This window comes from Bacteroides sp. 43_46, from assembly GCF_001915455.1.
GTDB lineage: Bacteria > Bacteroidota > Bacteroidia > Bacteroidales > Bacteroidaceae > Bacteroides > Bacteroides caccae.
The window spans coordinates 1-26710 of sequence record NZ_MNQN01000097.1 but is presented as its reverse complement, the minus strand read 5'-3'; the positions used below and the strand labels follow the sequence as shown (position 1 = coordinate 26710).

Sequence of the window (26710 nt, the reverse complement as noted above, 5' to 3'; positions counted from 1 at the left end):
ATGAAAAGGATATTATTATATACTGTATTATTCTTATTGCTATGTTGTATCAGTAGCTGTTTGGATGATAAAAATGATTTTAATTATAGGCAAATCAATGAGTTGAATGGATCGATTGAGAATATGAATGGATGGTATACAGTATCTGTGGAAGAGGGTCTGTATTTAAAACCTACATTTAAATTTACAATTGATAGTATTCATCCGGATGTGAGTTATGAGTGGTATTTAGATGGGGAACTGCTAGATGTAAAGACTCCTGATTATACATTTAATGCAGCAAAAACAGGTAAGTATGAAGTGACATATTCAGTTGTGGATAATAAAACAGGTGTGAAGTTTTCTAAATCAGCGGAAATAACGGTGCGTTCTCCTTATTTGGTTGGCTGGTTAATACTATCGGAAAAGGACGGAAAATCCGCTCTTTCCTTTATAAAAATGAGAACGGTGAAGCGTGATGATATTGATGCGGAGGGGAATCCTGTTGAGCGTGATTCTATTATATTCTATGATGTTGAAAAGTATTTTCGTCCTGACTTGGGGACAGAGCCGAAAGGATTAATGGAGCATATTGGAGTGGAATATGATTTTGGCTTTTCGGATGCTGTATATGATGAGATCGTGGTTATGCAAGGAAAGGATAATTGGGTTGAACTGAATGGAAATACGATGGAGCATGAAGTTTATACAAAGGAAGAGTTTGGAAATGACCTTCCTGAAAACTTTGAACCGGTAGAAGCAGCGATGACATTTTCTTCAAAGCTAATTAGAGATAAAAATGGGTTTATATATTTGCATAGAAAAGTATTGGCTAATGACTATCATGCAGGTTCATATATTTCGGTACCATTAGCAAATAGTACAAAGTTTAAGGGATTATATCAGGCTCATAAATTATACAATCGTAATTATTATGTAATTCCTGCTTGTACAGAGGACAATTCTTTGGTCGGTATTTGGGATGCAGGTCGTTATAATGAATATTCTCTTGACGGAACTCCTTCTGCAATCACTGAGAATTCATCTAGAAACGATGGAAATATTGTTGAGCTCACAGAGAATACGGATGAGAAGCATTTTAAACAAATGAGCAAAAATGTCATAGCAATGATACCTGCAACCTGCGGACGTGATAATCGTTTTGATGTGACAGATTCATATATTGTTCCTAAATGGCTTGCGTTAATGGAAGAAAAAGGTACATATAGTATGCGCTATTTTGGACTTGAGGGAGATACAAGTGGGGGTATAGTGACTGTCACTGACTTTAAAGAGGTTCCGGTTGATGCTAGAGTGTTTGCAGCAGGTTATGTTGATATGGCTGTATTCCAACATAAAAAGTATGTTGTATTTGCCAGTGGAAAGGAGATATGGTATTGCCCATATGGCGGCTCTACTAGTAATGCTGTATTGTTGAAAAAGTTTGATCAAAATATAGTTTCTATATCCAGTCATGATGTAGAAGAGTATACAAGGGACGGTGATATATACCATAATGGTCATTTAGGGGTTGCATTAGAAAATGGTGATTTCTTTATTTATGAGGTAGTAGAGGAGGATAAAGTGTTGGACAATATAACCGTGAATCAGCTTTATCCAAGTCCGGAAACAGAGGATAAGGATAATAATAACTTTGGAAAAATAGTGGATACTTTGTATAAGTTTGGTAATGCTAGTGGAGTGTTTACTTATACTTTCCAATAGAATCTTTTTATAATACCAGGCTCACGTTGAAAAGCGTGGGCCTATCTTTATGATAACTAAACTTGTGTATGAATAAGAAAATATTGTTTACTATACTGTCAATGTATTGGAGTTTTCAGTTGGGGTTTTCTCAGCAGCAAGCTAATTATGAATTGGCACAGAAGTTTTATGATTTTACTTTAGGAGGTAAATTATCTCATAATAGTCTATCGATATATCCACGGGAAATTAATGATACAGATAATTTTTGGTTTGAGTTTCAAACGACAGTTGGTAAAGAATATTATTATGTGATGCCTGCTGCAGGAAAACGTGAACCTCTTTTTGATAAGGGGAAAATGGCTATGCAGTTGAGCGAATTCACCAAAGGTGTAGTAGATAAAAATAAATTGGACATATCATCTGTTACTTTTTCTAAAGACCAACGTTCGTTTGTGTTTGATTATAAGGGTAAACAATATAGCTATAATCGCTTGACGGATAAATTGACGCTGTTTGAGAAGAAAGAAGAAAATAAAGAGTCGTTAGAACCGACCTATACATGGATGAATTTCTCTCCTAATAAGAAATATATTTTGTATGCTAAGAATCATAATTTATACATAAAGGGAAATAAAGCATTAGGGGTAGATACAACCGAAGTGCAGTTGACCGTCGATGGTATGAAAGACTTTTCTTATGCACGCGATGATGATTATGAACCTGGAGAAGAGGGAGAGATGCCTACATTGGCACGTTGGTGCCCGGATAATCGGCATATATATGCTGTACGTGATGATAACCGTAAGCTACGTAACTTTTGGGTTATTAATTCTTTGAGCGACTATCCTTCATTAAAGTCGTATAAGTATGAGTTCCCGGGTGACAAATATGTGACTCAGAATGATTTGACAATTATTGATATAATAGAAAAGACTGCCAAAAAGGCTGAAATAGACAAATGGCAAGATCAATATGTTATGCCTTTATATGTCACTTCTGATAGTAAATATTTATTCTTTGAGCGAACGAAACGTACTTGGGATGAGGTGGATGTATGCTCAGTTAATCTTTCTACTTTGGAAGTAAAGGAAATTATTCATGAGGAAGATAAGCCATATCGTGATCCGCATGCTCGTAATGTTGCAATCCTGAATGATGGAAAGGATATACTGTTTCGTTCAGAACGTACAGGTTGGGGACATTATTATCATTACGATAGAGATGGAAATCTCAAAAATACAATGACTTCTGGTGAATGGGTAACAGGTTATATTAACTCGATTGATACATTGAAACGTAAGGTTTATTTGTACGGATATGGAAAAGATAAGAAGGTTAATCCTTTTTATTATATGCTGTATGAAGTTGATATTGATAAAGAAGGAGTGACCCCATTAAGTACGGAAGACGGACAACATAATGTGAGTTTCTTGAAATCTCATAATTATTATGTTGATACTTATAGTAGAGTAGACATGGAACCCAAAATCATGTTGAAAGATAGAAAGGGTAAAGTGATTATGGAATTGGCAAAACCTGATCTTGACTTAGTATATGCCGCCGGTTGGAAGAAGCCGGAAAATTTTGTGGTGAAAGCTGCCGATAATGTTACGGATTTGTATGGAGTGATGTGGAAGCCGTCTAATTTTGATCCGGAAAAGAAATATCCGATTATTTCGGTTGTTTATCCGGGACCATACTTCGGGTTCGTTCCTACTAACTTTACGTTGGATGATAGCTATTGTACCCGTATGGCACAGCTTGGCTTTATTGTAATCACTGTAGGCCATAGGGGAGATACTCCGATGCGTGGAAAGGCATATCACCGTTACGGTTACGGCAATATGCGTGATTATCCGTTGGAAGATGATAAGTATGCTATTGAGCAGTTGGCTCAGCGCCACTCGTTTATTGACGGTAAGAAAGTTGGTATCTACGGACATTCCGGTGGCGGATTTATGGCTGCGGCTGCTATCTGCACTTATCCGGACTTTTATAAGGCTGCCGTTTCTTGTTCCGGAAACCATGATAATAGTATCTATAACCGTGGTTGGGGAGAATGTTACAATGGTGTAAGAGAAGTAGAGAAGGTGGTGAAAGACAGTCTGGGTAACGAGACCAAAGAATATGAATACAAGTTTAGAGTAAAGTCGAATGCAGAGATAGCCAAGAATCTGAAAGGACACTTGATGCTTGTAACCGGAGATATGGATAAGAACGTGAATCCTGCACATACATACCGTATGGCTCAGGCTTTGATTGAGGCCGGTAAGGATTTCGATATGCTTGTCATTCCCGGAGCCGGTCATGGATATGGCTCTGCCGATGAGTATTTTGAGAAGAAAATGTACCGTTTCTTTGCCAAACATTTGCTAGGTGATACCCGTGCAGACTATTGGGGAGATATTAACCGTAGTAAATAAGACAATAGATAAGATTTTATGAAAAACTCTCTCTTTAGATATTTGTGCCTGGCGGTTGCATTAGTATCATGCAACCTTGCCGGTGCGCAACAAAAAGCGAATTATCAGTTAGCGGAAAAGTTCCGTTTGTTGGAGCAAAATCCTATAGATAAGTATTCTACAGAAGTCAGACCGACGTTTATCAACGATACGGATTGCTTTTATTACTCTTTTACAACACGTGAAGGAAAGAAATATTATTATGTCAATCCGAAGAAGAAGGAGAAACGATTGTTGTTTGATACGGATGAGTTATTGAGCAAAATTGCAGTATATACCAAGAAAGCCTATTCTTCGGCAGATCCGCATTTGTCTTTCACATTTATGAAGGACAACGAAACCATTCGTATTGATTTTGACCGCGGACTTTATACATACAATATCCATACAAAAGAATTGAAGCAACTCGATGAGAAGCCGACGTATAAAACCGGCGATCCGTATTGGATGAAATATTCTCCGGATAGCTTGTATTTTCTTTATGCCAGTAAGGATAACTTGTATTTCGTTGGAAACCCGAAAAAGGGACAGGATACAATTCCGGTTCAATTGACGACGGACGGTATGCCGGATTATACATTCAACCGTGAAGACGAAGGCAAGATGGAAGGCCGTTTCGGAGCCGAATCGGCTCACTGGATTCCGGGAAGCCACCGTTTCTACGCTGTCCGTGAAGACAACCGGAAAGTCCGTGACTTGTGGGTTATTAATTCTTTATCCAAGCCTTCTCCTGAACTGATCACTTATAAAGCTGAATTGGCCGGCGATAAAAATGTGACTCAATATGAATTACTGTTGGGAGATATAGACAAGCGGGAAGTTAAGAAGGTGGATATCAATCGTTGGCCGGATCAGTATATTGATGTATTGTATGCGTCAAAAGACGGAAAGCGCTTGTACTTCCAACGCTATAACCGTACATGGAACCAGTCGGATATTTGCGAAGTGGATGTAGAGACCGGAAAAGTGCGTGTGGTGATTCATGAAGAAAACAAGCCGTATCTCGATTATCAGATGCGTAATGTTTCTTTCCTGAATGACGGAAAAGAAATCCTGTTCCGTTCCGAACGTAACGGTTGGGGACATTATTATCTGTATGATACAGCAACAGGAAACCTGAAGAATCAACTGACAGACGGTACTTGGGTAGCCGGCCCGGTTGCGCAGATTGATACTGTCGGACGCAAGATGTATTTCTATGGTTATGGACGGGAGAAAGGAATTGACCCTTATTACTATATTCTTTATGAAGCTCATTTGGATCGTCCGAATGCACTCCGTCTGTTGACGCCGGAGAATGCGTCACACGAAGTCAGTATCTCTCCCTCCTGTCGCTATCTGGTAGATTCATATTCTACCGTGTCGCAGGAGCCGGTAAACGTGGTTCGCAACCGGAATGGGAAGGTAATCATGACATTGGAGAAACCGGACTTGCAACCTGTCTATGAAATGGGCTGGAAAGCTCCGGAACGTTTTAAAGTAAAAGCTGCCGACGGAGTAACCGACCTTTATGGTGTGATGTGGAAGCCCGCCGATTTTGATTCGACGAAAGTTTACCCTATTATTTCAAATGTTTATCCGGGGCCGTTCTTCGAGTACGTGCCGACTCGTTTCACAATAAATGATGTTTATAACACCCGTTTGGCTCAACTGGGATTCATTGTAATTACCGTAGGCCACAGAGGGGGTACTCCAATGCGTGGAAAGGCTTATCATACCTATGGATACAATAATATGCGCGATTATCCGCTGGCGGATGATAAATATGCTATCGAACAACTGGCTGCCCGTTATCCCTTTATAGATGCTACCAAGGTAGGTATTTACGGTCATTCAGGCGGCGGATTTATGTCGGCTGCCGCTATTTGCACTTATCCGGACTTTTATTCGGCTGCTGTCTCATCGGCCGGTAACCATGACAATCGTATTTACAATAAAGGTTTCGTGGAGATTCATTATGGTGTAGATGAGAAGGTGACAACGACTAAAGACAGTTTGGGAGTAGAGAGCAAAACGTATGATTATAGTGTACGTGTGCGTCCGAATCAGGAGTTGGCGAAGAATTACAAACATGGATTGCTGCTGTTTACCGGTGCCATAGACCAGACTGTGAATCCGGCCAATACTTTACGTCTGGTAGATGCATTGATTAAAGCGGACAAGGACTTTGATATGTTTGTGTTACCTAAATGTACTCATGGATTCTTCGGTGAGTCCGAGAGCTTTTTTGAGCATAAAATGTGGCGTCATTTTGCACGTCTGTTGTTACATGATAACTCGGCAGACTGTGATATTGATTTGAATAAAGATATGATAAAAGATGAAAGGAGAAGATAAAATGAAGCAGACAATAATGGGAATCGGATTAATAGTGGGAGTGTTAGCCGGTTTTGTCCCGAGTGTCGATGCTCAAACACAGAAGAAGCCGGTTGACATTGAAGCCTGCATGTCGTGGAAGCGTGTTGAATCGCCGGATATCTCCCCGACAGGACGTTGGGTTACCTACCGGATTGCACCTATGGAGTACAATCCTGAAAACACCGACGCAAAAACTGTACATCTGTTTGATACACGTACCCGCAAGGAGATTCTGCTGGATGATGTGGAAAACATTGAGTTTTATAATTCGGATCAAGCTCTTTCTTATCAGAAGGCTGACTCTACAGGAAATATGAAGACGATCCTGATGGAACTTCCTTCAGGTATCAAGAAAGAATGGAAATATAAGGAATCTTTCCGGCCGGTAAATGGAACTCCTTATTCAGTCTCAGTGACAAACGTTCCGAAAGATACGGTCAATCATGTCCCGTCTTTTAATCGTTTGGTGGTTCGCCATCTGAAAACCGGTACTGCTTTTCAGATTGACAGTATTGGCTATTATACCTTATACAATGAAGGACGTTCTATCATTTTTGTACGCAGGCAGGCAAAAGGAAACGCATTGTGTTATGGCCCATTGACGGGACCCTATCAGACTATCTATCAGAGTGCTGTAAAGAAAGAACCTGTTTCTTTCAGTTTGGATACAAAACTGATGACAGGAGAATTCAGTATTAAGGATTCGCTATGGTATAATTTCTCTTTAAAGAAGAATACCTGCGATTTGGTCTTCGACCGTAAAGAGGTGATTCTACCGGCAGGAATGGAACTTGCGCGGGCCACTCTGTCGCACAGTCAGAAGTTCCTGACAATGGAACTCAGACCTTATCAGGAGAAAGTAAATAAAGATAAAAAAGAAGAGGAAGTAAAGCCGGATAAGAGTTTCGAACTGGAGCTGTGGACTTGGGATGAATATGAAGTTCCTACGTTGCAGACTCGTGGTCGTTATTTCCGTCCTCAATATTCAAAATATATCTATGATATTGCTTCCGGAAAATTGACGGAAGTAGCTCCCGGTCATGCTGATTTGTTGGAACCGGACCGTGCAGAAGAAATACATTATGTGCTTTATACGGACGAAACTCCCTATCGTATGCAGAAAGAATGGCTTAATGAAGTGCCGTTTGATATCTATTCTGTGAATGTGCATACAGGAAAAAAGCAATTGGTAGGACGTAGCTATCGGACAAGGCCGAAGTGGTCAATGAACGGTAAATGGGCTGTGATGTATGATCCTGTTGCACAGGTATGGAATAAGTTTGACGGAACAACGGGTAAGGTTACCGATATTTCAACAGCTATTGGTTATCCGGTATTCGAGGAAACTTATGATAAACCGAATCCTGCGCCTGCCTATGGAATTGCAGGTTGGACTGCTGATGGTAATAATGTACTGATTTACGATGCTTATGACTGGTGGAAGATAGATTTAACCGGAGAACGTCAGCCGGAATGTTTCACCAAGGGATATGGCCGCAAAAATAAGAGATCTATCCGTAAAATGACCAGCAATATTGATAAGGAAGTTTTCAAACCGGACGAGACGGTTGTAGTCAGCGTGTGGGATGAGAATACGATGGATGAAGGCATTTATTCGCTTGACATGAAAGGTCGTTTGAAGAAGCTTGCGGAAGGTCCTTATATCTATGCGATTCATCGTTTCTCGGATAATCAGAAGTATTGCATCTGGAATCGTCAGAATATGTCAGAATTCCGTGATCTGTGGTGGAGCAAAGCCGATTTCTCCGATCCGATCCGTATAACGAATGCTAATCCTCAGCAAAGTGAATACAAATGGGGAACTGCAAAGTTGGTGGAATGGACAAACTATGAGAATAAACCCAATAAGGGAATACTTTATCTGCCGGAAGATTATGATCCTCAAAAAGAATATCCCGTACTGGTACAATTCTATGAAACGCATTCAGGTGGATTGAATACTTATCATGCTCCGATGTTGAGCAGCGCAATGGGTGATGTGATGTATTTCGTCAGCAACGGATATATCGTATTCATGCCGGATGTGCATTTCACTATAGGAACACCGGGACAGAGTTGTTATGATGCCGTAGTAAGCGGAACCAAATATTTGATAGAGCAGGGGATAGCACATCCGGGAAAGATAGGTCTGCAAGGACATAGCTGGTCGGGATTCCAAACCAGTTATCTGGTGACTAAAACCGATCTATTTACTTGTGCCAATATTGGTGCTCCTATCACTGATATGGTGACCGGTTATTTGGGCATTCGTGGTGGAAGCGGTTTACCGCGTTATTTCATGTACGAAGAATGGCAAAGCCGTATGGGAAAGAATTTGTGGGAAGCCAAGGACAAATATCTGGCAAACTCCGCTATCATAGAGGCCGATAAAATACATACGCCGTTACTGATCTGGCATAATGACAAAGATGAGGCCGTGGCTTATGAACAGGGGCGTGCCTTGTATTTGGCTATGCGCCGTTTACAGCGTCCGGCATGGCATCTCAACTACAAAGGTGAAGGACATTTCCTTAGTAATCAGGCTGCCCAGAAGGACTGGACTATCCGGATGATGCAATTCTTCGACTATTACCTGAAAGGAACAAAAGAACCGCGTTGGATGAAAGAGGGTATTCATCTGAGAGAACGTGGCATTGACCAAAAATATGATTTACTAGAAAAATAAATGAAATGAAGAAACTATTAATGACAGTTATGGCTCTGTCTTGCTTTGCATTCAGCAGCTATGGACAGAAGAAGGTGGAGAAACAAATTATAGGTAAATGGTGCAATCCTTATACCTATCAGTCTACCGGTGAACTGAAAGGATTTGAGTTTAAAAAAGGTGGGAAATGCTCTGCCGTCAATATTCCCTCTTTGGATTTGAAGACTTGGAAGATTGATAAAGATGGTTATTTAATCGTTGAAGGGTTTAGCAAAGGAGAAGATGGAAAGGTGGAAGTGTATAAGACACGTGAACGTATAGGTTACATAACACCTGATTCATTGGAATTGGTTGCGCAGGACGGACCTCCACGGTTGGCTTTCCTGTATCTGAATACCAAGTCTATCAAGAAGTTAGTCACTTCGGAAGTGGCTCCCGACAAGAAGTAATAAATCTCTCTCTTAAATAATTTAATGTTAATTAGCGAAGGCTAATGAGAATGCCCTGTCGTAGTGATTACGATAGGGCGTTTTTCCATTTATAGAGGATGATTGAGAAAGTCTGGTATTTAGTGTAGCATTGCCAACGCCTTATTTTCCGCCGCTTCCATAATTTCCCGTTCTCCGGGTCCTTTATCGTTTATACCGCAAAGATGAAGTATCCCGTGAATAATGACACGGTGGAGTTCATTGTCATAAGAAGCGCCGAATTGTTCTGCATTGGTGCGTACCGTATCCAAGCTGATGAACAAGTCTCCGGACAGGCGGTCGCCCTCACAATAGTCGAAAGTAATGATGTCCGTGTAGTAGTCGTGTTGCAGATATTGGCGGTTTACTTCCAGAATTTTTTCATCGGAACAGAAAATATAAGCGATTTCACCGAGTCTTTTTCCATAGGAAGCAGCTACGGCTTTGATCCATTCCGTAGTCTCGCGTTTCTTGATTTCAGGCATTTTGATGCCTTCTGTTTGATAAGTTACAGCCATAATTGAATGTTATGATTTAAAAGAAAAATAAATAACTGATTAAGATAGCGGCTATGATACCCGAGAAGTCGGCTATCAGGCCACAGGTGACGGCGTTGCGGGTCTTGGTGATACCTACGCTGCCGAAGTAAACGGCAAGGATGTAGAATGTGGTATCCGACGCCCCGCGTACCACGCAACTCATGCGTCCTACAAACGAATCCGGCCCTAGTTCCTTCATTGTATCAATCATCAACCCGTTGGCACCGCTGCCGCTAAGCGATTTCATCAATGCAGTGGGCAGTGCTCCCACAAAGCTTGTGTCGACTCCGCATAGTCCTACTACGTATCCGATACCTCCCACCAGAAAATCCATGGCTCCCGAAGTGCGGAATACCGCAATGCCTACCAGAAAAGCAACCAGATAAGGAATAATGCGCACAGCTGTCGTAAACCCTTCCTTGGCTCCTTCCACGAAAGAATCATATACGTTAATCTTCTTTCTGACACCCGTTAAAATAAACAGGATAATGACACTGAACAGAAGAATATTCGCTATCAGGGTAGAGTAAGTGCCCATATCTTCCCGAGAAACACTTAGGAACAGGTAAATCAAACCGGAGAAGAAAAGACAGATGATACCCATTAAAATCAGAATGGGCTTATTGATCAGGTTTATCTTCTGGGCGATACTGACTGCTATGACCCCGACCAGAGTGGAAATGAAGGTACTTAACAGAATAGGAATAAATACATCCGTAGGCTGGGCAGCTCCCATTTGTGCCCGGTAAACCATGATACTGATCGGGATGATGATGAGGCCGGAAGTATTAATCACCAGAAACATAATCATCGGATTGGAAGCGGTATCTTTTTTCGGATTCAACTCTTGCAATTCTTTCATCGCTTTTAGTCCCAACGGGGTGGCGGCATTGTCCAGTCCGAGCATATTGGCGGACATATTCATAAAGATAGAGCCTAACACCGGATGTCCTTTAGGTATATCCGGAAACAATCGGCAGAGTACCGGACTCAGGAAACGTGCCAGAGCATTAATCAGTCCGCTGTTCTCTCCGACTTTCATGATACCCAGCCAGAGGGCCAATACTCCCGTAAGTCCCAACGAGATTTCGAAAGCTGTCTTTGACGAATCGAATGTAGAGTTCATGATAGCCGTAAATATCTCCGTATCTCCCAGGAAAATTACTTTTATAAGGGCGATAATAAAGGCGACGACAAAGAATCCTATCCAGATGTAATTTAAAACCATAGTTGATAGCGTGTATATAGATGATGCAAAAGTAGTTATTACGTTTCAAATAAACTAATAACAGGATAAAAGGTTGTCTCCCGACACGTCATAGATGAAGACTTCGTTGCACAGACAGTGCTTCCCCGCTGGCACAACTGTGCCATCGCAGTGGCACGATAGTGCCAACAGGGTGGCATGGCTGTGCCAATACGTTGGCACAAGGTTGGCCCTATATTCTCTTAAATCTTTATAAATAGCCTTCCGATAGCTGCCATTCAGAGCGTGCCCGGAGTTTTTATTCGTTTTTCTTGTACTGAAAATGAATGTAAATCTCTATCTTTGTCTCCTACTTTCAAGAAATAAATGGAACAGGAAGATTTTAACATACGCGAACATCAGCTTACTTCAAGGGAACGGGATTTTGAGAATGCACTCCGGCCGTTGAGTTTTGAGGACTTTAGCGGACAGGATAAGGTGGTGGAAAACCTTCGCATCTTTGTGAAGGCGGCACGCTTGCGTGGCGAAGCACTCGACCATGTCCTGCTGCACGGACCTCCCGGATTGGGAAAAACAACGCTTTCAAATATCATTGCCAACGAGTTGGGAGTCGGCTTTAAGGTAACCTCCGGTCCGGTGCTCGATAAACCGGGAGATTTGGCAGGTGTGCTGACCAGTCTCGAACCGAATGATGTACTCTTTATTGATGAAATTCATCGCTTGTCGCCTGTGGTGGAAGAATATCTTTATTCTGCCATGGAAGACTATCGCATTGATATCATGATTGATAAAGGGCCTTCGGCACGTAGCATCCAGATAGATCTGAATCCTTTCACGCTGGTTGGCGCAACAACACGCAGTGGTCTGCTGACGGCACCGCTCCGTGCACGTTTCGGAATCAATCTGCATCTGGAATACTATGATGATGATATCTTGAGTAACATTATCCGTCGTTCCGCTTCCATATTGGATGTGCCTTGCTCGTTGCGTGCGGCAGGAGAGATTGCTTCCCGCAGCCGTGGGACGCCGCGTATTGCCAATGCCTTGCTCCGCCGGGTGCGCGACTTTGCACAGGTGAAGGGTTCCGGTTCTATTGACACGGAAATAGCCCAGTTTGCACTGGAGGCATTGAATATTGACAAGTACGGTCTGGATGAGATAGACAACAAGATACTTTGTACGATTATAGACAAGTTTAAGGGCGGTCCTGTGGGAATCACTACCATTGCTACGGCTTTGGGGGAAGATGCGGGGACGATTGAGGAAGTTTACGAACCCTTCCTGATAAAAGAAGGATTCATGAAGCGTACTCCTCGCGGACGTGAGGTGACCGAACTTGCCTACAAACATTTGGGAAGAAGCCTTTATAACAGTCAGAAAACATTGTTTAACGACTGATAGTGGGCGGTACCATTTCACCGGAATTGATTAAAGTAAAAAGTCGGTAGTATCTCCATTCTCCTCCTTCGGGAAGGAGGAGTACCCGTAGGGGGAGGTGGTAGGTGAATACATAAAACAATTATCTATGCACGATATAATGAATAAGCCCGAACTAAAATCCGTTCGAAAAGATCTAAGAAATATGAGTACTTCTGCCGAAGCCACTCTCTGGAAGTTAATCAAAGGGCAGCAAATAGATGGACTTAAGTTTCGTCGGCAGCATAGTGTCGGTCCTTATATTTTAGACTTTTATTGCCCGCAATTCCGGCTGGGGATAGAGTTGGACGGTGAAGTACATTCTACTACGGAAGCTATGGATTATGCTGATAATCGTGCACGTTTTCTCGTCAATGAGAAAAATATTTGGGTAATACGTTTTGAGAATAGAGTCGTATTTGAGAATCCTACGCGGATTGTGGAGGAGATTCGGGAGGTTGTGAAAAAAAGGAGAGAAAATCCTACCACCTCCCCCTACGGGTACTCCTCCTTCCCGAAGGAGGAGAATGGAGATACTACCGACTTTTAATCAATTTTGGTGAAGGTAGTATTATAATATCATTAATCTGATAAAATAGAACATGGCTGGACTGAAATCATTAGCAAAAGATACTGCGATTTATGGACTGAGTAGTATTGTCGGTCGATTCCTCAATTATATGCTGGTACCGTTGTACACAGCAGTTTTACCGGCTTCTTCCGGAGGCTATGGAGTAGTATCAAATGTCTATGCATTTACAGCTTTGATGCTCGTACTGCTCACGTTCGGTATGGAAACGGGTTTCTTCCGCTTTGCCAATAAATCAGGGGAAGATCCGATGAAAGTGTATGCAAACTCTTTGCTTTCAGTAGGCGGGGTATCCTTGATTTTCGTCCTTCTCTGTCTACTGTTCCTGCAACCGATCGCCAATCTGCTGGATTATGGCAATCATCCCGAGTTTATAGCGATGATGGCTATGGTGGTGGCTTTGGATTCTTTCCAGTGCATTCCTTTCGCCTACTTACGTTATAAGAAAAGACCGATTAAGTTTGCGGCTATTAAACTGCTTTCCATTATCGGTGGAATCGGCTTGAATCTGTTCTTTCTGTTGCTCTGTCCGTGGCTGAATGTTCATTTTCCGGCAACGGTTTCCTGGTTTTATGATCCGGATTATCTGGTAGGTTATATTTTCATCAGTAATCTGATTATTTCGGCAGTGCAGATGTTCTTCTTTATTCCTGAATTGAGAGGCTTTGCTTATAAGTTGGACAAGGCACTGCTAAAACGAATGATAGTATATTCTTTCCCGGTGTTGATTCTGGGGCTGGTCGGTATTCTGAATCAGACGGTGGATAAGATGATTTATCCGTTTCTTTTCGAGGATCGTCAGGAAGGACTGGTCCAGTTGGGCATTTATGCGGCTACCAGTAAGATTGCTATGGTAATGGCTATGTTTACGCAGGCTTTCCGTTATGCATACGAACCCTTTGTTTTTGGAAAAGACAGAGAAGGGGACAATCGTAAAATGTATGCGGCTGCAATGAAATATTTCCTCATCTTCTCATTGTTGGCTTTCCTTGCCGTGATGTTCTATTTGGATTTGTTGCGCTATCTGGTGGCAAGAGGATATTGGGAAGGGCTGGGAGTAGTGGCTGTTGTGATGCTTGCAGAAATATGTAAGGGAATCTATTTCAATCTTTCCTTTTGGTATAAACTGACGGATGAAACACGTTGGGGGGCTTATTTCTCACTGATAGGATGTGCCATTATTGTGGTGATGAACATTGTGTTTGTGCCTGTGTATGGTTATATCGCTTCTGCGTGGGCTTCTGTTGCCGGATATGGGGTGATTATGCTGTTGTCCTATTGGATGGGACAGAAGAAGTATCCGATTCAGTATGACTTGAAAAGTCTGGGGCTTTATATCCTGCTTGCTGCGGTACTGTATGTGATCGGCGAACAAGTGCCGATTTCTGATCTTGTGCTCCGTCTGGCTTTCCGTACTGTGCTTTTATTGTTGTTTGTAGCATACATCGTCAAGAAAGATTTGCCGTTAAGTCAGCTACCTGTTATTAATCGATTTATAAAGAAGAAATAACTTATGAAGACAGATGAACGTAATAAATTCGCCATAAAGTCCTTTTTAGGCGAATATCTGGATTTGAGAAAGGATAAGGATAATGAACTGGCAACAGTTGATTCTATCCGTAAAGGTGTGGAGTTCAAGGGGGCGAACCTGTGGATTCTTATCTTTGCCATTTTCATGGCGTCACTTGGCTTGAATGTGAACTCTACCGCCGTGATCATCGGTGCCATGTTGATTTCTCCGTTGATGGGGCCTATCATGGGAGTAGGGCTTTCTGTCGGCTTGAACGACTTCGAACTGATGAAACGTTCTTTAAAGAGTTTTCTTATTACGACCGCTTTCAGTGTGACGACGGCGACAATCTTCTTCCTTCTGGCGCCTATTGCCGGTTCGCAGTCAGAGTTGCTGGCCCGCACATCGCCGACAATTTATGACGTATTCATCGCACTTTTCGGTGGTCTGGCAGGTGTGGTGGCTCTTTCTACGAAAGAAAAAGGGAACGTAATTCCGGGTGTCGCTATCGCTACGGCATTGATGCCGCCGCTTTGTACGGCAGGTTACGGGCTGGCTTCCGGTAATCTGATCTATTTTCTGGGAGCCTTTTACCTCTACTTCATAAACTCCGTATTCATTAGCCTCGCAACTTTTATCGGTGTGCGTGTGATGCATTTCCAGCGGAAAGAGTTCGTTGATAAAAACCGTGAAAAGACGGTGCGTAAATATATCATCCTGATTGTGATTCTGACGATGTGCCCGGCTGTTTATCTGACATTCGGCATTATCAAAAGTACTTTCTATGAAGCGGCGGCCAACCGGTTTATCAACGAACAGTTGGGATTCGAGAATACGCAAGTGCTTGATAAAAAGGTCAGCTATGAACATAAGGAAGTCCGTGTTGTCCTGATCGGCTCGGAAGTGCCGGACGCTTCGATCTCCATAGCCCGCAGTAAACTGAAAGAGTATAAACTTGAAGATACCAAGCTGATAGTATTGCAGGGTATGAACAACGAAGCGGTGGATGTGTCTTCTATCCGTGCCATGGTAATGGAAGACTTCTACAAGAACAGCGAACAACGGCTTCAGGAACAGAAAGTCAAAATAACTCAACTGGAGACAACTCTCCAACAATATAAATCGTATGATGAAATGAGTCGTACACTGGTGCCGGAACTGAAGGTGCTTTATCCTTCTATCACTACGCTTTCCATTGCTCACTCGCTCGAAGTACGGGTAGATTCGATGAAAACGGATACGGTGACGCTGGCTGTCATGAAGTTTGCCAAACATCCGACGAATACGGAGAAAGAGAAAATCAGCGAGTGGCTGAAAGCCCGGGTAGGGGCGAAAAAGTTGAGGTTGATTACCGAATAAAGAATCTAAAAATAATAGCATGAAATTCAGACTGACCGCAGTTATTGTCCTTGCTCTTTGCTTGTCGAATGCTTTTGCCGATGAGGGAATGTGGCTATTGGGAAATCTTAAGAAGAATAAGCAAACAGACCGGGTAATGAGAGAACTTGGTTTGCAGATGCCTGTAAATAAATTATATAATCCGAAGAAGCCGTGTCTGGCGGATGCCGTTGTCAGTTTCGGCGGCTTTTGTTCGGGAGTAGTCGTATCGGAAGACGGGTTGGTGTTCACCAATCATCATTGCGGTTTCAGTAGTATCCAGCAGCATTCTTCGGTAGAACATGATTATCTGAAAGACGGTTTTGTGGCCCGTAGCCTCGAAGAAGAACTGCCGAATCCCGAGTTATATGTCCGTTTCCTGCTTCGTACGGAAAATGTGACCAAGCGGGTATTGTCTGCCGCCAAACACGCTAAGACGGAATCCGAGCGGCGGGTGGCAGTCGATTCTGTGATGAATGTAATCGGGATGGAAGTATCGGAAAAGGACTCCACCTTGACGGGTATTGTTGACGCCTACTATGCGGGAAATGAGTTCTGGCTGTCTGTTTACCGTGATTATAATGATGTCCGTCTGGTATTTGCTCCCCCTTCCTCTGTCGGTAAGTTCGGGTGGGATACGGACAACTGGATGTGGCCGCGTCATACGGGCGATTTCAGCGTATTCCGTATCTATGCGAACACTCAGAACGGTCCGGCGGATTATTCTCCGGACAATGTGCCCTATCATCCTGAATATGTAGCTCCTGTCTCTTTGGAAGGATATAAGGAAGGCTCTTTCTGTATGACGCTCGGTTATCCGGGGAGTACGGAGCGTTATCTCTCTTCGTATGGTATCGAGGAGATGATGAACGGCATCAATCAGGCTATGATTGACGTGCGTGGAGTGAAACAGGCTATTTGGAAGCGGGAAATGGACCGTCGTCCGGACATCCGTATCAAGTATGCCTCAAAGTACGATGAAAGCTCTAATTACTGGAAGAATAGTATCGGAACCAATAAAGCGATCCAACACCTGAAAGTGCTGGAAAAGAAACGTGCTGCTGAGGCTGCACTGCGCGAATGGATTCAGGCGCATCCCGAAGAAAGGGAGAAACTTATCCGTTTATTCTCTTCCCTGGAGCTGAATTATGGCAATCGTCGTGAGATAAACCGTGCCTTGGCTTATTTCGGTGAAGCATTTATCAATGGTCCTGAATTGGTTCAGCTTGCGCTTGAAATTCTGAACTTCGACTTTGAGGCGGAAGAAAAGCAAGTGGTAAGCCGTATGAAGAAGCTGTTGGAAAAGTATGACAACCTGGATACTGCCATTGACAAGGAAGTCTTTGCCGCCATGCTGAAAGAGTATCAAACGAAAGTGGACAAGAAGTATCTTCCCGCTATGTACGATAAGATCGACACGCTCTATAACGGGAATATCCAAGCCTATGTAGACTCCTTGTATGCAACATCCAATATAACCTCGCCTAAAGGTTTGAAACGCTTTCTGGAACGGGATACGACGTATAATCTGATTGAAGACCCTGCCGTATCTTTGAGTCTTGACCTGATTGTGAAATATTATGAGATGAACCAGAGTATTTCCGAAGCTTCCGAGCAGATCGAACAGGGAGAGCGCTTATTCAATGATGCCATGCGCCGTATGTATGCCGACCGTAATTTCTATCCCGACGCCAATTCGACCATGCGGCTCAGTTTCGGGACGGTCAGTGGTTATTCTCCTTTCGACGGGGCTACTTACGGCTATTATACAACAGTGAAAGGTATCTTTGAGAAGGTAAAAGAGCATGCCGGAGACATTGACTTTGCCGTGCAGCCGGAACTCTTGTCTTTATTATCTTCCCGCGATTTCGGCAGGTATGCCAATGAACAGGGAGATATGAATGTCTGCTTTATCTCCAACAATGATATAACAGGAGGAAACTCCGGCAGTGCCATGTTCAACGGTAAGGGAGAGTTGCTCGGTCTGGCGTTTGACGGCAATTGGGAAGCCATGAGCAGTGATATTGTATTTGAACCCGATTTACAACGATGTATCGGTGTGGATGTGCGTTATATGCTCTTTATTATCGAGAAATACGGGAAAGCGGGGAATCTGATAAAAGAATTAAAAATAAGGTGAGTTTGATATAACTTCATTCTCATGCTTCTCCTTCCTTTCCAAAGGAAGGGAAGCATAATCATTAAGTTTATATTGAACTCACCTTATAAAAGGTTATATAAACGTTTTTGGTACAACTTTTTTAAAGAAGTAACCATTCCCTCAAAAGGGGAATTCTATGGTTTTTGCTTTGAAAGTTTTTATTTCTTTGGTTTTCTGCGTGCCCACCCTTCTTCACTGAAGTCTGGTTCTTTGTCTTTAAAGAATTCCTGCCAGTCGTCTTTCTTTTTTGGACCGCGAGCATCCGAATAGCCTCGTTCTGCACGACTCGGTTTTTCTTTTTTGCCGGATTTTGGACCTTTGGTAGAAGCATCTTTTGTTTTTCTATCTTTATTGTCGTAGCGTGGAGTACGATCTTCTCCTTTGCCGAATCGTTTTCCGCCTTTGCGTTCACTTGAACCGTTTTCATGTCCTTTTCCGCCTTCTTCACTAGATACTTCTACTACGACTTTCCGTCCGTTCCATTTCGCACGGCTTAGAGCTTTTACGACATTGATAGCCTCTTTTTCGGGAACTTCAAAGAAAGAGAAGTTCTGCATTAAGTCGATACGTCCTAATTCAATGCGTCCACGTGTATTGCTATTCAGCAAGCCGATGAGGTCACTGGGGAAGAAACTGTCCGTTTTGCCCAAGTTAATGAATAAACGGTTGAAGCCCGGAGCAGCTTTCCGGCTTCTTTTTTCGAAACCACCTTCTTTTCGGTCACCTCTTCCGGTACGTTCGCCACGGCTATCGGTCGGTACTTCTATTTCTGCGCGGTTGCGGTAATATTCGGCAAAGCGGTTAAATTCGTGAGAAACCATTCGTTTAATCAAGTCTTCCTTACTTAACCATTCTAGCTTACGGTAAATATCGGGCATGAATTCAGAAATCTCCTCTTCGTTTACTTTTACTTTCTCGAGGTCGTCAATTACTTTAAGTAACTGTTTCTGACAAATTCCTGCTGCAGTCGGCATTTCTCCGGGAATAAACTTCTTGCCGATAATACGTTCAATCTCACGCATTTTCCCTTTCTCACGCAGGTTGATAATGGCGATAGAAGTACCTGTCTTGCCGGCACGTCCTGTACGTCCGCTACGGTGAGTATAGCTTTCCGTATCATCCGGCAATCCGTAATTGATGACGTGTGTCAGGTCGTCCACGTCCAGCCCGCGGGCAGCTACGTCCGTAGCAACGAGCAGTTGCAGGTTACGGATACGGAATTTCTGCATCACGGCGTCACGTTGTGCCTGTGACAATTCACCGTGCAATGAGTCGGCATTATAACCTTCCTGCATCAGTTTATCTGCAATTTCCTGTGTTTCCTTACGTGTGCGGCAGAAAATGATACCGTAAATTTGCGGATAATAGTCTACGATACGCTTCAGTGCTTCATACTTATCTTTAGCATGAACGGTATAGGCAACGTGCTTTACGTTGCTGGTACTTTCATTCTTGCGGCCGATAGTGATTTCTTTAGCGTTGCGCAGATAGTTCTTTGAGATACGCGCAATTTCCGGGCTCATTGTTGCAGAGAAAAGCAACGTATTACGTTCTTGGGGAACATCGGCAAGAATAGCATTGATGCTATCCGTAAATCCCATATTCAGCATTTCGTCCGCTTCGTCCATTACCACGTTGCGAATAGTGGACAAGGATACGGTCTTGCGCTCCATTAAGTCCAATAAACGTCCGGGAGTGGCCACGATGATATGTACACCGCGTTTCAGGCTGCGTATCTGACTGTCAATAGAAGAACCACCGTATACCGGGAGTACTTTCAGCCCGTCAATGTATTTGGAATAATCGTTCAAATCTCCTGCTATCTGGAGACAAAGCTCACGAGTAGGGCAGAGGATAAGCGATTGTGGAATTCTGTTCTTTACGTCAATCTGTTGGAGCAAGGGCAGGCCGAATGCGGCTGTTTTACCTGTTCCTGTCTGTGCAAGAGCTACTACATCATTATTTTCTCCTAAAAGGTACGGAATCACTTCCTCTTGTACCGGCATGGGATTCTCGTATCCCATTTCTTCAATTGCTCTACGTATCTCCGGAGAAACGCCAAGCTCTTCAAATGTCTTCATTAAATCTCTGTATATCTTTTATTTCGGGTGCAAAGATAGTCAATATAGTTGAATCAACTATCATTTATCAGTTAATAAAATATTGTACCGCTATTCTATTTCGCGGGTATTATTTATAGCTTTCCGCAAATTCTACGGATACGGAGTTGCTGAAACTCCGGCAGACTTCTGCGGCAAAGTCTTTTCCGCACTGGATAACCTTATCCCAGGTTGCTTCGTTCAGGTTGTTCAAATCACGATATCTGACGTCGTATTTAAGTAATCCGTAGATCAGCCCGGCATTGAAGTTGTCACCTGCTCCAATGGTACTGACAGCTTCCAATGGTTCTATCGGATAATCTTTATTAACTAAATTTGTACGGAGTGATACTTTTTCTCCTCCCGCAGTACAGATAAACCGAGGACAGTAAAATTTGATTTTATCCTTGTATATCTTGTCCGCGTCCTGCATGCCGTACATATAGAAAAAGTCCTCCAATGAGCCTCGTACAATATCCGCATATTCCAAATTCTCGATAATGGTGGGAGCGAGTTTCATCGCTTCGTTTTTGTGTGAAGAACGGAAGTTGGGGTCATAGTAGATAATAGCTTTTTTCTCGCGCGCCTGGTCGAGCAGTTCGAGAATCTTTTCCCGCAATACCGGATTCAAGGCGTAGTAGGAGCCTATCATGACAATGTCGTCTTCTTCCAGTTTGGGGAACAGGACATCGAGACGTTGTTTGGGGTAATCCTTGTAGAAGATATATTCGGCATCACTTTGCTCATTGAGAAAAGCCAGAGATACCGGTGATTTCCCGTCAGGGAATACATTCACATGGTCGGTCGGGATATTGTTGTCACGCATGAATTGCAGGATAATGTTTCCCACGCGGTCGTTACCGGTTTCGCTGATGAAACCGACGTTTGCTCCCATCCGGCCTAAGGATACGATGCCGTTGAATACAGAGCCTCCCGGTACGGCTGCGGAAGGCTGGTCGCCTCGAAAGATGATGTCGAGGATTGTTTCTCCGATACCGATTACTTTTCGCATAGTGATCTTGATTTTTCTCCCAGATAACCTCCGTGGTGGCGTTTCGAATATTCGGCAATGGTGAATCCGGTTTCCTTCATGGTCTGTACTACCAGAATATCGCCGATAACAGTCATGGCAGTAGTCGAAGTAGTAGGAGTCATACCCAGCGTACAAACTTCGGCAGGTTTACCGGTACTCAGGCAAACATCCGATTCGTGCGCCAACGGACTATCTGGATTTCCCGTGATAACGATAAACTTCAGTTCCGGGTCCAGATTGTGAGCAAGTTGGGTAAGTTCGACGATTTCACGCGTCTTGCCGGAGTTGGAGATAAGCAGGAGCAAATCATTTTTCTGCAGGATACCCAAGTCACCATGTTGTGCTTCGCTAGGGTGCAGAAATACAGAGGGAATACCCGTAGAACAGAAAGTGGTAGCAATGTTCATCGCAATTTGTCCGGCTTTCCCCATACCGGAAGTTACTAGTTTTCCCTTCTTCTGATGTATCTGTTCAACAATAAGTTGTACTGCTTTCTCATAAGCGTCTGTTACAGGGATATTGAGCACAGCCTGTGCTTCCTGTTGCAAAAGTTGTTTAATGGAGTCTATCATATGATCAGTTTATTTTTTCTTTTAGTTCATCCGGAGTGTTTGCTATTTCGTAATAGGTTGAGAAAGGTTGGCGGGCAAAGCCTTTTTCTTCCAAGGTTTTGAGTGCTTTCAGCAGCTCGTTGTAGAAACCATATTCGTTATAGAAGATAACTTTCTTGTGGTGGTAGCCAATAGAAGCGGCAGCTATAACGTGGAAAACTTCGTCGAGTGTGCCTACGCCTCCAGGCAGTGCCACCAATACATCCGACTTTTCCGTCATTATATCTTTGCGGTCGCTCAGGTTGCGGGTATGAATCACCTCGTCCAGTAGAGAGCTTACTCTACCATTTTCTTCCAGTTTGGTCGGGACTACTCCAATGACCTTACCCCCGTTTTCTTTTACGGTGCGTGCTACGCATTCCATAAGTCCGAGGTTGGCTCCTCCGTAAATCAACGTTTTGCCTGTCTGTCCTATCCATTCGCCTATTCGGCGAGCACTTTCGAAGTACATTTTGTCAATGTTTTCAGAGGCAGAACAGAAAATTCCTATCTTTTCCATATACGTTGTAACTGTTATAGTCCACAAATATCTGCAATTTTCTATAAACAGCAATAAGTTTTATTGTATTTTTGTGGCATTAATTCAATAAGGAAGTAGAAAACAATGCATTGCAACGAATATACATTACCTAATGGCCTGCGTATTATCCATGAACCGACGCTTTCAAAAGTAGCTTATTGTGGTTTTGCGATTGATGCCGGCACCCGTGATGAAGCGGCAAATGAACAGGGAATGGCTCATTTTGTAGAACATCTTATTTTTAAGGGAACGGTGAAACGGAAAGCTTGGCATATTCTCAACCGAATGGAGAATGTAGGCGGTGACCTCAATGCTTATACGAATAAAGAAGAAACGGTTGTCTATTCCGCCTTCCTGACAGAACATCTGGAACGTGCGCTTGAGCTACTGGGGGATATTGTATTCCATTCTACTTTTCCGCAACATGAGATTGAAAAGGAAACAGAAGTGATTATTGACGAAATCCAATCCTATGAAGACAATCCTTCCGAATTGATCTTCGATGATTTCGAAGATATGATATTCCGTAATCATCCGCTGGGAAGAAACATTCTGGGGAAACCGGAACTTCTGAGGAGTTTTCGAACGGAGGATGTCCTGTCCTTTACCCGTCGGTTCTATCAGCCGGGGAATATGGTGTTTTTCGTTCAAGGACAATATGATTTCAAGAAAATTATCCGTCTGGCAGAAAAATATATGTCGGATATTCCTGCTGTGGAAATTGAGAACCGCCGTACGCCTCCGCCTCTTTATATTCCTGAACATTTAACGGTAACTAAAGACACACATCAGGCACATGTAATGATTGGTAGCCGTGGATATAATGCATACGACGACAAACGTACCGCACTCTATCTGCTGAATAATATCCTCGGCGGTCCTGGAATGAACAGCAAACTGAATGTTTCTCTTCGTGAACGCAGGGGATTGGTTTATAATGTCGAATCCAATCTGACTTCTTATACCGATACAGGTGCTTTCTGCATCTACTTCGGGACGGATATTGAAGATATGGATACTTGTTTGAAATTGACCTATAAGGAACTGAAACGAATGCGGGATGTGAAAATGACTTCTTCTCAGTTGGCGGCAGCCAAGAAGCAGTTGATCGGACAAATCGGGGTGGCCTCCGATAATTTTGAGAATAATGCGTTGGGCATGGCGAAAACTTTCCTGCATTACCATAAGTACGAATCATCCGAGCTTGTCTTTAAACGTATAGAGGCTTTGACTGCAGAGACTTTGTTGGAAGTCGCCAATGAGATGTTTGCTGAGGAATATTTGTCAACGCTGATTTACAGGTAGTATTGTGAGATTGCTATGCAGTAAAAGATAGTGGTATACGGATTAAACCATTTGGATCCATCCCCTTGTATTAACTCTATACCGTTATACTAGAGGATAATACAGGAGGATGGTAATTGGTTATTTAATCACAACATTTTTATTGTTTATATACAAATTTTCATGCCTTGCTAAGTTATAAAGGTTGGTTTCTGGACCATTTGATAACCCTGTTTTAGTATTCCACTTTGTAATCTTTGTGTAGATGTCCTCCTTTCCAAGCTTTTTTGCTAGTCCAATCTGCGTATGCATCTGTCCAAAACGGATCATCAGCGGGAAGACCGAGAGGTAGAAAACTTAAGGTTGCCATATAAAGGCTGCCAGTGGAGGTATAACCATCAGCACATTCTGGCTGATGACCGTTGAAGCCGAGCACTAACCAACCATCCTTATCGAAGTTCTGATTTCCCTCATACATATTTCGGTGTACGGCAGTCAGGGCGCAACGTACTTGGGCGGGAGAAACGTGTGAGGGCAATTTTTTGCGTAGAGCTACGTCTGCTAACGATTGGAATGCAGCGGTACGATAAGTAACCGAACGTCCGAAAGCGGGATATGTGCCATCGGGAGCTATCATACGTTCACAAAATTCAGAGTGGCGTATCATGCGGTTCATAGCTTCGTCTAGCTCCTTCTGACTTGCCCAACGTTTGGGTAAAAGATTTTCCAGCATAGCTACCATCATAGAATGCATCACGTAGGCGTTATAATTATCCATACTGAATGATGGACCATCACTATACCAGCCATCGCCTACATACCATTCTTTTACCTTATTTTTACTTACACGAATACGGAACTGGTCGTATTGTACACCTTTTCCCAACAGAAATGATTCTGTTAGTCCGGTGAAGAGTAGCCAGTTGTTGTAAGCACCAGTACGATCACGTAAGGATTGGAAGGATTTAATATAGCGTTCTTTTGTAACTTCATCCAATGGTTCCCATAAAGCTTTGGGGGCACGGAGGAAGGCATGTACCAGATAGGCGGCATCTACGATAGGTTGAGCGTGTTTGGTGAAGTTCAGTAAGTCGGGTGATGCAGGATCTACTGCATTTTTTAATCCTTTCAGTACTTCTTCACGCATCTGCTTGCGTAGTTTACCTTCTTCTGTATCATCATCGGGGAGTGCTAGCCAAGGGGCAACCCCGGCGAGTGTGCGGCCTACAGCTTCCAGATGTGTCATGTCTTTGTAGCCTGCTGTTTCACCGCTACGGGTCTCAATGGGCATATTCTGGTGTAGTGTTCCTTCTGCGAGGTTATGGATGACAGGATATGATATTTTCCAAAGTAGCTTTACCCATATGGCGCGATCTTGGGTGCCAGTGGTTTGAATTTCCGTCATGGGAATATTCTTCTTTCCTTTTTTCTTGTCTTTGGCTTGTACTCCTATTGGCAGTAGTATTATAGCCGTTAGTAAACAGATTAGATAATTCTTTCTTTTCATGTTTTTTCCTTTTATTTATAGTGGACTTTTTCCGTCCAGCATTCGGTTATAACGATGTAAAGCTTCGATGAAATAGTAGTCGGCATACGTTAGCGGCACATCTATTTCTGAATTGTGAGGTACGGCACCTACACTATGCATCAGTATAAAGTTTGCATTCTTACCTAGCTCGGCACGGTAGTTGGTACTACCTAGTGCATGTAGAATCTGTTTGGCACTTTCCAGGTATTTCTTGCTTTTGCTACCTTTGCTATAAGTACTCAGTTCCAGTAATGCCGAAGCTACGCAGGCTGCGGCGGAAGCGTCGCGGTAGTTATTTACCATTTTACAGGCGTTGGAACGGATACCGGGTGTGTAACCTTCTTGAAAGGCGTTAAAGTCCCACCAGGCAACCTTGTCGGAAGGAAGGTTGGGATGATCAAGGTAGAAGTCTGCCATCTTTTCTGCAGTTTTCAAGAAGCGTTTGTCTTTCGTCTCACGGTAACACATGGTAAATCCATAGATTCCCCAAGCTTGTCCACGTGACCAGGCTGAATTATCGGAATATCCCTGAGAAGTCTCTCCTTTGATGGGCTTGCCTGTTTTTTTATCATAATATATGATGTGGAAGCAACTGTAGTCCTTACGTACTTGATGGTGCATTACTTGTTCTGCATGTGAAATAGCCACTTTACGAAAACTTTCATCACCCGTCACTTTGGAGGCATGGAATAATAGTTCTAGATTCATCATATTGTCGATGATAACAGGAAAATCATATACTTTGTCACCGTGCCAACTGCGAAATCCATTCCATGATTGAATGACTTTTGCTTGAGGGCGGAAACGTGTACAGAGTGAACGTGCCGATTCTACTAATATGTCCTCATATTCGTCTTTTGGTGCGAAGCGATTGGCATTACCATAGCTGCAATACATCATGAATCCAATATCATGATTGTCTGTGAAGGTCTTTGCGGGTTCCATTTGATGTGTATAAACTAAGGCAGAGTCTTGCAAAGCTTTGTCACCTGTGTAGTTTGATAGATACCATAATGTACCAGGGAAAAAGCCTGCTGTCCAAAGGTAAATACTTCCTTTGCTGGGAGTACCGTCTTTGCGCATACTGTGTGGCATGATAGCTTTTCCATTTTTTCCTTGTGCAGGGGTTTGCATCATCAAACTATATTGTTTGGTGGCGAATTCCATATTCTCTTTGATAAATGCTTTTTCTGCTTGG

General features: G+C 43.0%; 19 protein-coding genes. 11 read left to right on the top strand and 8 right to left on the bottom strand.

The window, feature by feature from the left end; genetic code table 11:
- From BHV72_RS07605 to BHV72_RS07585, 5 genes are all read left to right on the top strand, one after another.
- The gene (locus BHV72_RS07605) at positions 1 to 1704 is read left to right on the top strand and encodes a PKD-like family lipoprotein (RefSeq protein ID WP_286855540.1); all 1704 of its coding nucleotides are present in this window, start codon (positions 1 to 3) and stop codon (positions 1702 to 1704) included.
- A gap of 68 nt (positions 1705 to 1772) precedes the next feature.
- Positions 1773 to 4109 carry a S9 family peptidase gene (locus BHV72_RS07600; protein ID WP_122270333.1) on the top strand — a complete coding sequence of 779 codons (2337 nt, stop codon included), beginning with the start codon at positions 1773 to 1775 and terminating at the stop codon, positions 4107 to 4109.
- Between the two features lie 18 nt (positions 4110 to 4127).
- A complete protein-coding gene (locus BHV72_RS07595) occupies positions 4128 to 6485 on the top strand; it encodes a S9 family peptidase (protein ID WP_005682500.1) in 2358 nt (785 codons plus the stop codon).
- Positions 6469 to 9192 (top strand): S9 family peptidase, encoded by a 2724-nt coding sequence (locus BHV72_RS07590; RefSeq protein WP_286855539.1) that lies wholly within the window; start codon positions 6469 to 6471, stop codon positions 9190 to 9192. Before BHV72_RS07595 ends, BHV72_RS07590 begins: the two co-directional genes overlap by 17 nt.
- Before the next feature lie 5 nt (positions 9193 to 9197).
- On the top strand, positions 9198 to 9620 hold the full coding sequence (locus BHV72_RS07585; protein ID WP_005676899.1) for a lipocalin-like domain-containing protein: 423 nt from the start codon (positions 9198 to 9200) through the stop codon (positions 9618 to 9620).
- A gap of 119 nt (positions 9621 to 9739) precedes the next feature.
- Here the strand turns inward: BHV72_RS07585 and ybeY are convergent, their stop codons facing one another.
- Both ybeY and BHV72_RS07575 read right to left on the bottom strand, forming a co-directional pair.
- Positions 9740 to 10156, bottom strand: coding sequence for an rRNA maturation RNase YbeY (ybeY, locus tag BHV72_RS07580; protein WP_005676900.1), 417 nt, complete (start codon positions 10154 to 10156; stop codon positions 9740 to 9742).
- Positions 10157 to 10172: 16 nt separating this feature from the next.
- Positions 10173 to 11405: a spore maturation protein gene (locus BHV72_RS07575; protein WP_005676901.1), complete on the bottom strand. Its 1233-nt coding sequence runs from the start codon at positions 11403 to 11405 to the stop codon at positions 10173 to 10175.
- Positions 11406 to 11750: 345 nt separating this feature from the next.
- Between BHV72_RS07575 and ruvB the strand changes: the two genes are divergently transcribed.
- The 5 genes from ruvB (at position 11751) to BHV72_RS07550 (ending at position 18416) form a co-directional block, all read left to right on the top strand.
- Positions 11751 to 12782, top strand: a complete 1032-nt coding sequence (ruvB, locus tag BHV72_RS07570; RefSeq protein ID WP_005676902.1) for a Holliday junction branch migration DNA helicase RuvB — start codon at positions 11751 to 11753, stop codon at positions 12780 to 12782.
- 184 nt (positions 12783 to 12966) lie between these two features.
- On the top strand, positions 12967 to 13350 hold the full coding sequence (locus BHV72_RS07565) for an endonuclease domain-containing protein (RefSeq protein WP_229066542.1): 384 nt from the start codon (positions 12967 to 12969) through the stop codon (positions 13348 to 13350).
- Between the two features lie 52 nt (positions 13351 to 13402).
- Complete coding sequence (locus BHV72_RS07560; protein ID WP_122295603.1) at positions 13403 to 14899, top strand: oligosaccharide flippase family protein; 1497 nt, start codon at positions 13403 to 13405, stop codon at positions 14897 to 14899.
- 3 nt (positions 14900 to 14902) lie between these two features.
- Positions 14903 to 16258 (top strand): TIGR00341 family protein, encoded by a 1356-nt coding sequence (locus BHV72_RS07555; protein ID WP_005676905.1) that lies wholly within the window; start codon positions 14903 to 14905, stop codon positions 16256 to 16258.
- Positions 16259 to 16277: 19 nt separating this feature from the next.
- Positions 16278 to 18416, top strand: a complete 2139-nt coding sequence (locus BHV72_RS07550) for a S46 family peptidase (protein WP_022043171.1) — start codon at positions 16278 to 16280, stop codon at positions 18414 to 18416.
- A gap of 179 nt (positions 18417 to 18595) precedes the next feature.
- Here BHV72_RS07550 and BHV72_RS07545 read toward each other — a convergent pair whose 3' ends face one another.
- From BHV72_RS07545 to BHV72_RS07530, 4 genes are all read right to left on the bottom strand, one after another.
- The gene (locus BHV72_RS07545; protein ID WP_005676907.1) at positions 18596 to 20518 is read right to left on the bottom strand and encodes a DEAD/DEAH box helicase; all 1923 of its coding nucleotides are present in this window, start codon (positions 20516 to 20518) and stop codon (positions 18596 to 18598) included.
- Between the two features lie 109 nt (positions 20519 to 20627).
- Positions 20628 to 21548, bottom strand: coding sequence for a carbohydrate kinase family protein (locus BHV72_RS07540; RefSeq protein ID WP_005676908.1), 921 nt, complete (start codon positions 21546 to 21548; stop codon positions 20628 to 20630).
- Positions 21536 to 22141, bottom strand: coding sequence for an SIS domain-containing protein (locus BHV72_RS07535; RefSeq protein WP_005676909.1), 606 nt, complete (start codon positions 22139 to 22141; stop codon positions 21536 to 21538). Before BHV72_RS07535 ends, BHV72_RS07540 begins: the two co-directional genes overlap by 13 nt.
- A 4-nt stretch (positions 22142 to 22145) precedes the next feature.
- Positions 22146 to 22679 carry an LOG family protein gene (locus tag BHV72_RS07530; protein ID WP_005676910.1) on the bottom strand — a complete coding sequence of 178 codons (534 nt, stop codon included), beginning with the start codon at positions 22677 to 22679 and terminating at the stop codon, positions 22146 to 22148.
- Between the two features lie 105 nt (positions 22680 to 22784).
- Between BHV72_RS07530 and BHV72_RS07525 the strand changes: the two genes are divergently transcribed.
- Entirely contained in the window at positions 22785 to 24005 is a 1221-nt protein-coding gene (locus BHV72_RS07525; protein ID WP_005676911.1) for a M16 family metallopeptidase, read from the top strand.
- Positions 24006 to 24219: 214 nt separating this feature from the next.
- Here BHV72_RS07525 and BHV72_RS07520 read toward each other — a convergent pair whose 3' ends face one another.
- Complete coding sequence (locus BHV72_RS07520; RefSeq protein WP_005676912.1) at positions 24220 to 25491, bottom strand: DUF2264 domain-containing protein; 1272 nt, start codon at positions 25489 to 25491, stop codon at positions 24220 to 24222.
- Positions 25492 to 25506: 15 nt separating this feature from the next.
- Positions 25507 to 26710 (bottom strand): glycoside hydrolase family 88 protein (locus BHV72_RS07515; protein ID WP_286855538.1); only part of this gene is annotated, 1204 nt, incomplete at its 5' end.

Bases quoted from the DNA above. Each gene is read 5' to 3' on its own strand.
- BHV72_RS07595 (WP_005682500.1), top strand. From the start codon at position 4,128: ATGAAAAACTCTCTCTTTAGATATTTGTGCCTGGCGGTTGCATTAGTA.
- ybeY (WP_005676900.1), bottom strand. From the start codon at position 10,156: ATGGCTGTAACTTATCAAACAGAAGGCATCAAAATGCCTGAAATCAAG.
- BHV72_RS07565 (WP_229066542.1), top strand. From the start codon at position 12,967: ATGAGTACTTCTGCCGAAGCCACTCTCTGGAAGTTAATCAAAGGGCAG.
- BHV72_RS07530 (WP_005676910.1), bottom strand. From the start codon at position 22,679: ATGGAAAAGATAGGAATTTTCTGTTCTGCCTCTGAAAACATTGACAAA.
- BHV72_RS07535 (WP_005676909.1), bottom strand. From the start codon at position 22,141: ATGATAGACTCCATTAAACAACTTTTGCAACAGGAAGCACAGGCTGTG.
- BHV72_RS07555 (WP_005676905.1), top strand. From the start codon at position 14,903: ATGAAGACAGATGAACGTAATAAATTCGCCATAAAGTCCTTTTTAGGC.
- BHV72_RS07590 (WP_286855539.1), top strand. From the start codon at position 6,469: ATGAAAGGAGAAGATAAAATGAAGCAGACAATAATGGGAATCGGATTA.
- BHV72_RS07525 (WP_005676911.1), top strand. From the start codon at position 22,785: ATGCATTGCAACGAATATACATTACCTAATGGCCTGCGTATTATCCAT.
- ruvB (WP_005676902.1), top strand. From the start codon at position 11,751: ATGGAACAGGAAGATTTTAACATACGCGAACATCAGCTTACTTCAAGG.
- BHV72_RS07545 (WP_005676907.1), bottom strand. From the start codon at position 20,518: ATGAAGACATTTGAAGAGCTTGGCGTTTCTCCGGAGATACGTAGAGCA.
- BHV72_RS07540 (WP_005676908.1), bottom strand. From the start codon at position 21,548: ATGCGAAAAGTAATCGGTATCGGAGAAACAATCCTCGACATCATCTTT.
- BHV72_RS07520 (WP_005676912.1), bottom strand. From the start codon at position 25,491: ATGAAAAGAAAGAATTATCTAATCTGTTTACTAACGGCTATAATACTA.
- BHV72_RS07550 (WP_022043171.1), top strand. From the start codon at position 16,278: ATGAAATTCAGACTGACCGCAGTTATTGTCCTTGCTCTTTGCTTGTCG.
- BHV72_RS07600 (WP_122270333.1), top strand. From the start codon at position 1,773: ATGAATAAGAAAATATTGTTTACTATACTGTCAATGTATTGGAGTTTT.
- BHV72_RS07575 (WP_005676901.1), bottom strand. From the start codon at position 11,405: ATGGTTTTAAATTACATCTGGATAGGATTCTTTGTCGTCGCCTTTATT.
- BHV72_RS07605 (WP_286855540.1), top strand. From the start codon at position 1: ATGAAAAGGATATTATTATATACTGTATTATTCTTATTGCTATGTTGT.
- BHV72_RS07585 (WP_005676899.1), top strand. From the start codon at position 9,198: ATGAAGAAACTATTAATGACAGTTATGGCTCTGTCTTGCTTTGCATTC.
- BHV72_RS07560 (WP_122295603.1), top strand. From the start codon at position 13,403: ATGGCTGGACTGAAATCATTAGCAAAAGATACTGCGATTTATGGACTG.